This window comes from Verrucomicrobiota bacterium, assembly GCA_037139415.1.
Classification (GTDB): domain Bacteria; phylum Verrucomicrobiota; class Verrucomicrobiia; order Limisphaerales; family Fontisphaeraceae; genus JBAXGN01.
The window spans coordinates 22823-33356 of record JBAXGN010000078.1 but is presented as its reverse complement, the minus strand read 5'-3'; the positions used below and the strand labels follow the sequence as shown (position 1 = coordinate 33356).

At 56.6% G+C, this 10534-nt stretch carries 9 protein-coding genes; 8 read left to right on the top strand and 1 reads right to left on the bottom strand.

Features of this window, described 5'->3' with window-relative positions; genetic code table 11:
- Positions 1–171 precede the first annotated feature (171 nt).
- From WCO56_14920 to WCO56_14895, 6 genes are all read left to right on the top strand, one after another.
- Positions 172–957 carry a glycoside hydrolase family 16 protein gene (locus WCO56_14920; GenBank protein ID MEI7730864.1) on the top strand — a complete coding sequence of 262 codons (786 nt, stop codon included), beginning with the start codon at positions 172–174 and terminating at the stop codon, positions 955–957.
- 609 nt (positions 958–1566) lie between these two features.
- Positions 1567–1974 carry a hypothetical protein gene (locus tag WCO56_14915; protein ID MEI7730863.1) on the top strand — a complete coding sequence of 136 codons (408 nt, stop codon included), beginning with the start codon at positions 1567–1569 and terminating at the stop codon, positions 1972–1974.
- A gap of 733 nt (positions 1975–2707) precedes the next feature.
- Positions 2708–3082 (top strand): hypothetical protein, encoded by a 375-nt coding sequence (locus tag WCO56_14910; protein ID MEI7730862.1) that lies wholly within the window; start codon positions 2708–2710, stop codon positions 3080–3082.
- A gap of 13 nt (positions 3083–3095) precedes the next feature.
- Positions 3096–3503, top strand: coding sequence for a hypothetical protein (locus WCO56_14905; GenBank protein MEI7730861.1), 408 nt, complete (start codon positions 3096–3098; stop codon positions 3501–3503).
- A gap of 162 nt (positions 3504–3665) precedes the next feature.
- On the top strand, positions 3666–4037 hold the full coding sequence (locus WCO56_14900) for a contact-dependent growth inhibition system immunity protein (protein MEI7730860.1): 372 nt from the start codon (positions 3666–3668) through the stop codon (positions 4035–4037).
- A gap of 100 nt (positions 4038–4137) precedes the next feature.
- Positions 4138–5094, top strand: coding sequence for a hypothetical protein (locus tag WCO56_14895; protein MEI7730859.1), 957 nt, complete (start codon positions 4138–4140; stop codon positions 5092–5094).
- Between the two features lie 10 nt (positions 5095–5104).
- Here WCO56_14895 and WCO56_14890 read toward each other — a convergent pair whose 3' ends face one another.
- Positions 5105–6673 (bottom strand): Fic family protein, encoded by a 1569-nt coding sequence (locus tag WCO56_14890; protein MEI7730858.1) that lies wholly within the window; start codon positions 6671–6673, stop codon positions 5105–5107.
- Between the two features lie 961 nt (positions 6674–7634).
- Here WCO56_14890 and WCO56_14885 point away from each other — a divergent pair.
- A complete protein-coding gene (locus tag WCO56_14885; GenBank protein MEI7730857.1) occupies positions 7635–8846 on the top strand; it encodes a GDSL-type esterase/lipase family protein in 1212 nt (403 codons plus the stop codon).
- Between the two features lie 146 nt (positions 8847–8992).
- Positions 8993–10342: a Gfo/Idh/MocA family oxidoreductase gene (locus WCO56_14880; GenBank protein ID MEI7730856.1), complete on the top strand. Its 1350-nt coding sequence runs from the start codon at positions 8993–8995 to the stop codon at positions 10340–10342.
- Positions 10343–10534 lie beyond the last annotated feature (192 nt).

Sequence of the window (10534 nt, the reverse complement as noted above, 5' to 3'; positions counted from 1 at the left end):
GGACTGAGGAAACATGGACCGCAAGGTTGCGTGCGCCTCAGTCCTACTCGACCGGCAGCACATTCTATGGTCAAACCAATCATGGATGTGTGGTGGACAAGGATTGATCTTTCCAACGCATCTCGGGCTGGCTATTGTGTTCATGAAGAATCTTGAATCACTAAAATGAATATGAACAAACTCGCAGCCCCACTCTTCACCGCGCTGTTGCTGCTGCCGCTGGCAGCGCTCTCCGCCGCCGAACCGGCCTGGAAACTGACGCTCGAAGAGAATTTTGACGGCCCGGAACTGAACCCGAAAATCTGGAACGTTGAAACCGGCAAACGGCGCGATGCGACGAACTCGCCGCAGTCCGTTGACCTCAAAGACGGGAAACTGGTGATCACCACGTTCACCGATGAGAAGGGCGTGACGTATTGCGGATTTGTCACCACGCGCAAGAAATTCCATGTGACGCAGGGCAAGGCGGTGGCCCGCTGCCGGTTTTCCGTCCAGCCGGGCACCCAGGTCGCCTTCTGGGCGCAGTCGCCGACTTACGGAAAGTCGGGCGATCCCGCCAAGGCAGCGGAGGACGGGGTGGAGATTGACATCATGGAAACCACGGGGCTCATGAACGGCAGCTACCAATATGCGCTGCACTGGGGCAGCTACAAAGCGCCCACCCACAAATCCACCAACCGCAAATTCCCGGCGGTGGTGGGCGATCAGTGGCATGAGTACGGCGTGGAATGGGATGAGACCGGCTACCGGTTCACCCTGGATGGCAAGGTGGTGGCCACCGATGAAAAGTGTCCGGGCTCCAAGGTGCCCGAGTTTCTTTTATTCACCAGCGAATCCACCATCAAGTCGTGGAACGGCGAGCGCCCCAAGGAAGGCTATGGATCCAAGCAGGCCTCCAAAAATATCTTCGAGGTGGATTGGGTGAAGGCGTGGGAACGCGTGCCGGCCGCGAAGTAGTATGGGTGGGACTTTGAAAACCTGGGTAGTGGAAATAATACTGTTGGCCAATCATGAGAGTCAGAGGTTGGCCATAGAAAGGAAGCGCAATGAAACAAATGACCATATTCGCAGGCGTCCTCGTAATAGGCATTATGTGCCTGATCGGTTGTTCGCCACGGAGCACCACGGCCGAAACGATTGCGGAGGGAACAATCTTCTACGTGGAGTTTCAGAAGGAAGGCGGAGGAACTGAGGGTTTCACGCGCATCAACGATGTGGGCGCGGTACCGGGAAAGAACGGGAGCTGGAATGTGGACGCATACGGCCAGTTGACGCGCGACTTCCTAATAATTACGCGACCGAATCGGAAAGACTTGGGACCACAAGTTATACCGACCAGGCGACTAATTTCCGTTCAGTTTGGCGATGGTGGAATCAAGCAAGTGAATCAAAACGATGCGGTGCCATCGCGGTGACGATCGGCCAACAAGCGCCGGCTATGGCTTTTTGCGATTGACCGGAGGCACCTTTCTGGTGATTGTCAGCACCATGATGAAAAATCGGCAACCGAAAACAACGGACGAAATGTTTGTTCAATATTACTGTTAGGTGTCATTCGCGCACGCCGTGAAAAAATATGCCGAACAATTCGGATTGGGAGTTGCCAAAGGACTTGGATATTTTGTTGTCGCGCCCACACTAGGCACATGGATATTGCTCCACATACCGCGAACGCGAGAAGGGGTGATTGAGTTCCTATTTCGTCTCGCACCACCAAGTAGAGCACTCCTGCCCATATCCCTAGCCTTATTTCTTCTAGGCATTCTTTGCATTCTTGGTTCATATCGGCTTTTCCTTTTTCGCAAGAAGCAGCGGTTGATTGAAGCGGAGGCCATGCTGCCGCGACGAACGTCCGGCGCATTTACTTCCGAGGACATCAAGAGCATGGAATTGTCCAAGCTTCCGCCAGACCCCAATGACCCGATTGACCATGACGCTTGCAATGTTCGCTTGGACAAGGATTTTTTTGGATGATTTGACCATGACACCTAACCATGCGCTACAGCGAACAGCCGCCCCGCTTTTCCGCTCAGGCTTGCGCTGCAACTTGGAAGCGCGTTTCACGAGCCACCTCACTTCTCGGCGGCTGTCGCTGAGCTTGGGTCGTTAGGTCACCCTTGACTAACCGCCGCTCCTTCAAGGCTCGGGGGCGGGGGCGCTGCAAAAGGCACTTCCCCATCGTTCTAGGTGTCGCTTCCGAATGGTAGGAAAGCCATTTCTGTGGCGGAAGTTGGTGCCCTCTTTAGCAAACTTATGTCTGCCTGCATAAAGGCAACTTCGCCGGCATGTCAAAAAAAGCGGTGCCGGGTTAAGCGCCGCGCCGCGTCGGCAATGGCTTTTTGCGATTGACCGGAGGCACTTTTCTGGTGACTGTCAGCACCATGATGAAAAACCGGCAACCGAAAACAACGAACGAAAAGTTCGTTCAATATTGCTGTTAGGCCGCTCAGGCGGTTCGCCACCGATGGAAGTGAACCAAAAATATCGAGTTCGTTGGGCAGTGCTGGCCGGGGCCGTTATCTTGGTTGCAGTGGTATCGGCGCTTTTCGCGCTCAACCGCCGCGGGTTTTGCTGCGGCTGGGGGTACACGACGTCGTTTCGCGAATCGAACGCCGAGGGTGATTTTGGGTACTCGTATTGGATCGGGTCGGTACCAGGTCGCTTCATGCTGGGATCAGAACGATCTGACTCTTGTTATCCAAACGACTTGCCGCTAGGAACGCCGCGTGAGACGGCGGAATGGTCAGGGTGGTTTTGCGGGGAAGATGCCCCCGCACAAGGCTTTGCTCCCGAGGCCTCCCCCACGACCTATCCGACAACTCTCGGCTTTGCCTGGATGAATCGGAAGGTGGAGCTGAGCACACACTCACGGGATCACTATCGCGTCCTGATTGTGCCGCACGGCTTGGTGCTCACGATTGCAGCGACGCTGGCAGTTATTCTTGCGATTCGGCTCATCCGTCGGGATGGTCCACGTCGCCCGGACAGTGCGCATAACAAACCGGCTGCACGGAATGTCGGGATCGCGCCTCAGTTGACAATCCGAGGCGCTAGCCTCGGCGTCGTTGAGCAGGCACGTTAGGCGGTGTTCGCGTATGAATGTTTTTATTAAATATAGTCTCATGCTCTTCGGGGCCATCCTCCTATTGGCAGGTTGTGTCCGGACCCCGCGAACGCCAGCCGCGTCCGCGTTTACGCAGAACTTCCACGGCATAGAGCTGGCAACGGCGTCCCGAACAACGAACGCCGAGCAACTGCCCGATCTGTGGGAAGAACTCCCGAAAGGCTCACGCTCTTTCGAGATTCGGAAGGATGTGAAGGTTGTTTACAGCGGTCTTGACGGAGTCGTTTACCATGCCTCAAAGAAAAAATGCTTCTACATCCAATCCGATCCGTTGGGCTCAAGCACGATGACGTTCTTCGGGCCATTTCCAGGTGATCCAACGAAGGTGCTGGATCTGGAAACGAAACCGGCTGTAACCTTCCCCCCCGCCTCCCCATGACCGCGCCGCCTAACAATAAAATCACGGCAACTTCGCCGGCAATGGCTTTTTGCGATTGACCGGAGGCACCTTTCTGGTGATTGTCAGCATCATGATGAAATACTGGCCACCGAAAACAACGAACGAAAAGTTCGTTCAATAATACTGTTAAGCGAAAATCACTTGAAGCCGACCATCGAAAGCCTCGAAGGTAAAGTCTGGCCTGAGCCGGAGTGGCAGTCCGGACTCGTGCTCACCGCACACGCTCTACGAAAAAAGCCTCTGGATGAACTCACGCCGAATGACCTTCGCGTGGCCTTCAATGAAGATATCGGAGCCGATTTCCTGAAGCAGCGCGTGTTAGAATTGCTGGAAGCGGAGCCGACGTCTAGCGATCTTTTCGACGGTGATTTAGTTCTGGCCGCGTTGCGTTCGCGCCAGTTCCGCGAAGATCAAGAGTTTCGGAAGAAGATTGTCCAGTGTGCTGATGCGGTGTTGGCTCACGAGTTGGACTCACAGACACGACATGAAATTGAGAGCCTCAAGAACGCCTAACCAACGTGCCAGGGTCGACGGCGGGATGCCGTCTCGGTCCCATGCTGGACCCCCCATGGCCCGCCGCGCCTCAGCACGAACATTAGATAAAACCGCGCTTATGAAATTCTGGGAACTTAAAGAGCCGTGGGGCAGCGACTACGAGCATGTCAAGGTCAGCGGCAAGTTGCATCATCCTTACCGATTGCCAACCGCCATCTGTGAAGCATGTGAGGAAAAGCTCTCTGAGTGGAACACTGTGCTTCCTTTTGAATGCCCTGCTTCCATGCGCGAGCACCCGTTACTCACTGATTCAGAGGCCGAAGTTCCGCTGAAGGAGTTCCGAAAGTTAGAGAAAACCATTTCTGCTGAAATGCACCACGCCGAATTTTCCAAACTAAAACTGCGCCCCGGCGCCTGTTTACAACCCGGTTTTCTGGATGTCCCTGCCGTACCCGTAATGGATTTCCTGTGGAGCGACTTGTGGAGTGGGTTAAGCGCCATCCTAGTCAACGAACGGGTGGTGGATCTGGTAGGTACTCTGTGCAAAGATAGCGTTGTCTTTTGTCCGGTCAACCTGCGCAAGGTTGGCAAGCGAGCCGCAAAAACTGCGCCGCGTTTGCCGAAGAGTGGGGAACCCGAAGACATGATGCAACATTATCCAGCGGGCAAGGCGTCTGGGGTTGGCCCCTACTACCACATGATCATCAATGCCCAATCTGGTTATCCGCCGGGAGCAGCGCCGACCTTTCTGTGCTCTACCTGCGGCACTGAACTGCCGCCCGATTGGAAGTCAGAGCATTCGCCGAGCCGCGAGCACTATCGTAAACAGCAGGAGGCATGGACAAACCTGACTGCCAGTATCCTTGAATCTATTTGGGATGGTGCCCCAATTTTTCGGCTCGCGGATAAAGGCACCGTGCTCATTACAGATACTTTGAAAACTCGACTGGAGGAGATTCAGGCATCGAATGTTTGCTTCCATGTGTTCCCGACTACTCAACCGTCCGCTCCACTGAACCGCCGCCCAGCGAGTCATCAGGTATTACAAAAGGCTCGGAATGACGGTGGTCGGTGAGCTTGGACGTTCATGTTTTCACTGGTCGCGCTGCGGTAAAAGTGGGCACTTTGCTCCAGTCCACGCTCATTTCCTGGCGGATAAATTGGGCGAAGGGCAGAATGTTCTGCTCTGCGGAGGCCGCTTCAAGCGCATCGAGATATTCTTTCCTGCGGGCGGTGCGCACGATGGTCCATGGATATCCGCCGGAAGCCATCATGAGGTTCATGAGGAAGCGCGCCATCCGGCCGTTGCCGTCCATGAAAGGGTGGATGAAGCCAAAGAGCCAGTGACCGAGCACGGCGCGAATGATGGGGGACTCTTCTTTCGCCAGCAGGTCGAGGAGGGTGGTCATCGCATCGTTAACCGCTTCGGCGGGCGGCGGCACATGGCGCGATGAGCGAATATACACCGGGGCGTTGCGGTGACCAGCGAGGTGATGGGATTCCAGCAGTCCGGCTTGCACGGATGCGCTAAAGAGACCGCGATACCAATCCTGATAATCCTGCCGAAATATCGAGCCAGCCGGCCGTCCTTGCAGGACGCTGGTCACACCCAGTTTTACCCGGCGGAATGCCTCCTGATAACCCTTGGCCGCCATGGCCTCAACCTGCTGGCGGTCTTGGGGATTGCCTTCGGGGTTCCATACGCCAGCGCGAATTGTTTCAATCAACTCTGGGGTGACGCGGTAGCCCTCGATGGAAAGGGAGTTGTACGCATCGTGTTCGTAAACCGTCTCGAGCTGTTCGAGATAAGACTCCGGTTGCGCCACCGGACGGGGGGGCAGGTCTTTGAAGACCTCGAGGACAGGCTGCCGGAGGGTGGAGAACAAGGCCTCGATCCGGGCGGCATAAGGGGACGGCAAGCGCTTGGGGCTGGTGATGATGGGAGCGGGGTTGGCAAAAAGGTTTTCGGGTTGGACCACCATCCCGGCAGCCTGGAGCACGCTGGTGATTTCGCTGGCGCGTTCAAGGTCACCCAGGAACTGGTATGCCCCGATAAATCTTGCCGCCACTGCGGGGGATTCGGTTTCGAGAATTGCCCTGATAAGACCGTCCGTTGATTTGACCCCGCGCAGGGCGATTTCAGCATCCAGCGGCTGGCTTTGGAAAAACACGGGGGGCATGCGGCACAGCGCGGCGGCGAGCGGCATCGTCCGAACTCCCTGAACGACCTCCGTGGTGCGGGGAAGATTTTTGGAATCCTGATAGACGAGCACGGAGGTGTTATGGGGCAAGGAGAGTTGCATTGTGCCACCGCGGGCAGTGAGGGCGATCACCTGGCGTGGAATGATGTTGGCCCCAGTATGAACGGCGATTGAGGAGGTTGCCGAGAGACAGTAATCGGCGCCGAAACGGTCTTCGAGATACACGGAAAGGAAGTCCCAAAACGCACCATACCAAGCCGTGCTTTCTCCGTCTTTGTCCATCGGACGGCTCAGCAGATACCACCCCTTGACGATTTCCCGGAGATAGCCGCGTTGCGTCAGGAGTTCTCGGTCAGCACGCCTGATCTGGGCAGACTTCAGCACTTGCTTGCGAGCGAGCGTTCGGGCGCGCTCCAAGGCATCTGCCAATCTGGTTGGTAACGAATCATTCATTGACTATGTTTTTGAGTGTATGGCAGCTATGTTATTATGTCAATACCAACTTTGTTTTTGTGTGTTTGATGAGATGAACGCCTGTTTGAATACAATCTGTCGTAGTTGTATAAATATATACTAATAAATTACTTATGAATATACCACTGGATGGATATGAGGCCGGACATGCCAGGTTAATAGGAATGTTATCGTGTCAAAACTCGACTGTAGTTTTGTGTTCATTTGAGGCCGCTGATGGGAGAGTTTAGGCAGCGAGGTTGGCAGCACCTTATCGAGGTGTTGCGAAGCAGGGAAACTGGACCAAAACTGGACCGTTTCTGTACCGATTTTTGAATTTTTGCGGTGCAGTTTTATGGGAGACTTGGCGCATAAGTAATTGCAAGATAGCAGGTTGTTTATTTTGCGCCGACTCACGTCGGCGGCTACGCCGAGGAGGGTGGTGCAGTTTTGGAAATTGGGATGTTTTTGTGTCAAAAACGATTTTATCACACAAACGTATAAATCCGAAGGCCGAAGCCAACTTTTGCAGAAAAATTTCGGGGCAGAAACATCCGGAACCAGAACATGGCAAAACGATTGGCTCGCAAAAAAATTGATCCAAGAAGATAGGAGCTTGGAGTTAGAAGCCAGCATGTCAGACGTTGCCGCACGCGAATCTAATCGAAGATGATTCGCGAGGCTTCGCGTCATTGGCGGGCGGACAAGGACAATATTCATGTCGTTCATGAGGGCGAGCGTAGCAGGGAATTTGAAGAGGCGGTTGCCGCCGGGAGGGAATTTCGAGTGGGGCATGTGGTAAGTTATCAGTTATCAGTCAGCGGGTCTGCCCCGGCTTTCGCTTTTTATGAAGAAATTTTTCTCGCATACACCTAAAACATAGTATCAATGTGTATTCAATGAAACGGACGAGCATTGTTTTGGATGAAACGCTGGTGCGTCAGGTTTTACATTTATAACTATGAAAACACACACAACACTTCGATTCTTTTGGGCGCTGGCGGCAATCGGTCTCGCTGCTGTGACCTGCCACGGCCAGAAGACGTATGATCCAAACGTGGCTGAGGAGTTTCGTGTGCGGGAAGGGTTGCCCAATTTCTTTGCCAAGCTGGAGGCGGGTGGCCCGGTGCGCATTGCCTACCTGGGCGGCAGCATCACCGCCGCCAACGGCTGGCGACCCAAGACCGTGGCGTGGTTCAAGGCCCAATTCCCCAAGGCGGAAATCATCGAGATCAACGCCGCCATCTCGGGCACCGGTTCGGATTACGGCGCCTGCCGGATCGCCGGCGATGTGCTCGTGAAAAATCCCGACCTGGTGTTCATGGAGCACCGGGTGAATGGCGGTGGCGGCTATGAGGCCAAATCCGTGGAAGGTATCGTCCGGCAAATCTGGAAACACGATCCGCGCACGGATATTTGCCTCGTCTATACCATTTCCCAAGGGATGCTCAAATCCCTGCAGGCGGGCAAAACGCCTTGGTTTGGCCCGATCATGGAAACCGTGGCCAATACCTACGGCATCCCCTCGATTGATTTGGGCGTGGAGATCGCCAAGCGGGAAAAGGCGGGCACACTCATTTTCAAGACGAACGCGCCGGTGGAAGGCAAGCTGGTCTTCTCCAGCGACGGCGTTCACCCCGGCGATGCCGGCCACGACGTCTATCGCGACGTGATCGCGCGCTCCATGCTCAGCATGAAGGCGGTGGACAAGGCCCAGGCGCACAACCTGCCCGCGCCGTTGGAAGCGCGCTGCTGGGAGACGGCCGCTTTGCTGCCCGTTGCCAAGGCCACTCTGAGCACGGGCTGGACGCCCATCGACATCGGCAAGGACGCGGTGTATCGTGATGACTTTGGCCGCACGCACGCGATGTTGCGCGGCGGGGTGAAGTGCGAACGCGCCGGTGAAACCATCACTGTGAAATGGAACGGTACGACGATCGGCTTCAGCGATATTCCCCAAGGGAACGAGATGGACGTGGAGGTGGTCATTGATAATGCCGCCCCCGTGGTCATCAAGCGGACGCAGACCGAAAAAATCCACCGGTACGCGCGTTTCTTCTACCTGCCCGAACAGGCTCCAGGCGAGCACACGGCGGTACTGCGCATCAAAACCTTGCCCCAGGGATTATCCTTTTATATCGGGCACGTGTTGGTGGTGGGCAAGGTACACTGACTGATATTTCCCGAACGGGGGCACCAAGCCCTCTCCATGGGCGACGCCGAACTCACGCGACGGCGCAACGAGTTCGTGATGATGGCGGCACCCATAACGCTGCTTTTTAATGGCAACGGGAGAGATTCGGGTACACACTCTCCCGCATGAAAATCACGACCACAACGTTCACTACTGGCAGACGCTTTACTGGCGGAAGGTCGCCGACCCGGCGTGACTTCCTGAAACAAGCGTCGGTGGCCGTCGCGGCTTGGGCCACGGCGCTGGTGGTTCCGTCCCGGGTCTTGGGACGCGAGGGCCAGGTGGCGCCGAGCAACCGGGTGGCGATGGGGTTCATCGGCGTGGGCGGGCAAGGCGGCGGGCACTTGTTGGGCGGTGCGTGGACGTACATCCCCGGCGGGTACAGCGCGCGCAAGGATGTGCAGGTGCTGGCGGTATGCGATGTCTGGCGGGAGCGGCGGGAGCGGGCCGCGCAACGGGTGAATGAGAATTATACGCAGATGTACGGGGCCGGGCAGTTCGCGCCGTGCCAGGCGTACACGGATTTCCGGCAGGTGTTGGAGCGCACGGATATTGACGCGGTGTTGATCGCCTCGCCGGCGCATTGGCATGCGATCATGGCGATTCTGTCCGTGCAGGCCGGCAAGGATGTGTATTGCGAGAAGCCCACCGCAGTGACCATCCGCGAGGCGCAGGCGGTGCGCGCCGCAGTGGGGCGGTACGGGGGGGTGTACCAGGCAGGCACGCAGCAGCGCAGCGAATATAACCGGCGCTTTCGGCACGCCTGCGAATTTGTGCGCGCAGGCCGCCTGGGAACGTTGAAGGAGATTTATGCATACCGCGACGGGGGCGCGATTGCCTGGCCCACGCGCTTCGGCCCCGCCAAACCACTGCCCGCAAGTCTGGATTGGGATCTGTATCTGGGGCCCGCGCCGTGGCTGCCGTACGACGGGATCACGAGCGCGCACCGGTTCGACATCGGCCAGCTTAATTGGGGACAGCACCACTACGATATCGTGCAATGGGGTGCCGGCGCGGATGAGACGGGGCCGGTGGAGCTGTTTATGGAGGAGGGCTGTTCGTGTTACCGGTATGCGACCGGCGTGACGGTTTATGGGCGGCCTTACCCCGGCGAAAAGGTGGGCGGCGACGGTGGCGCGTGTTTCGTGGGGAGCCATGGGCGGCTGGCGGTGGATCGCGGGAACCTGGTGGCGGAGCCGGCGGAGTTGGGGCGCGAGGCGTTGCGCGCGGATGAGCCGCGCCTGTATCATAGCGACAGTCATTCGGGAAATTTCCTGGACTGCGTGCGCACGCGCAAGCAGACGATCTGCAATGAGCAGGTGGCGTCGCGCGCGGCCAGCGCGCTGCTTCTGGGCGGCATTGTGAAGCAGTTGCAACGCCCGTTGAAATGGGATCCGCACAAGGAAGAATTTCCCGGCGACGATGAGGCCAACCGGCTGCTGTCCATTGCGCAACGGCCCCCGTGGCACGTTTAACAACTGAAACTCATGCGTATTTTTATGAGCAGCCAAGGTTCCGCGCCGGTGCCAGTGGAGACACGAGTGAAAACCGAAATCCGAAATCCGAAATCCGAAAGAAACCCGAAGCCCGAAAGCCGAAAACGACAACTCATACCAGAAGGTTGGGATGCGGGAGTTTCCTCTTCAAACAGTCACCGTCGCCTTTTG

Excerpts from the sequence above, each read along its gene's own strand:
- WCO56_14920 (MEI7730864.1), top strand. The coding sequence starts at position 172 with ATGAACAAACTCGCAGCCCCACTCTTCACCGCGCTGTTGCTGCTGCCG.
- WCO56_14905 (MEI7730861.1), top strand. The coding sequence starts at position 3,096 with ATGAATGTTTTTATTAAATATAGTCTCATGCTCTTCGGGGCCATCCTC.
- WCO56_14895 (MEI7730859.1), top strand. The coding sequence starts at position 4,138 with ATGAAATTCTGGGAACTTAAAGAGCCGTGGGGCAGCGACTACGAGCAT.
- WCO56_14890 (MEI7730858.1), bottom strand. The coding sequence starts at position 6,673 with ATGAATGATTCGTTACCAACCAGATTGGCAGATGCCTTGGAGCGCGCC.
- WCO56_14885 (MEI7730857.1), top strand. The coding sequence starts at position 7,635 with ATGAAAACACACACAACACTTCGATTCTTTTGGGCGCTGGCGGCAATC.
- WCO56_14880 (MEI7730856.1), top strand. The coding sequence starts at position 8,993 with ATGAAAATCACGACCACAACGTTCACTACTGGCAGACGCTTTACTGGC.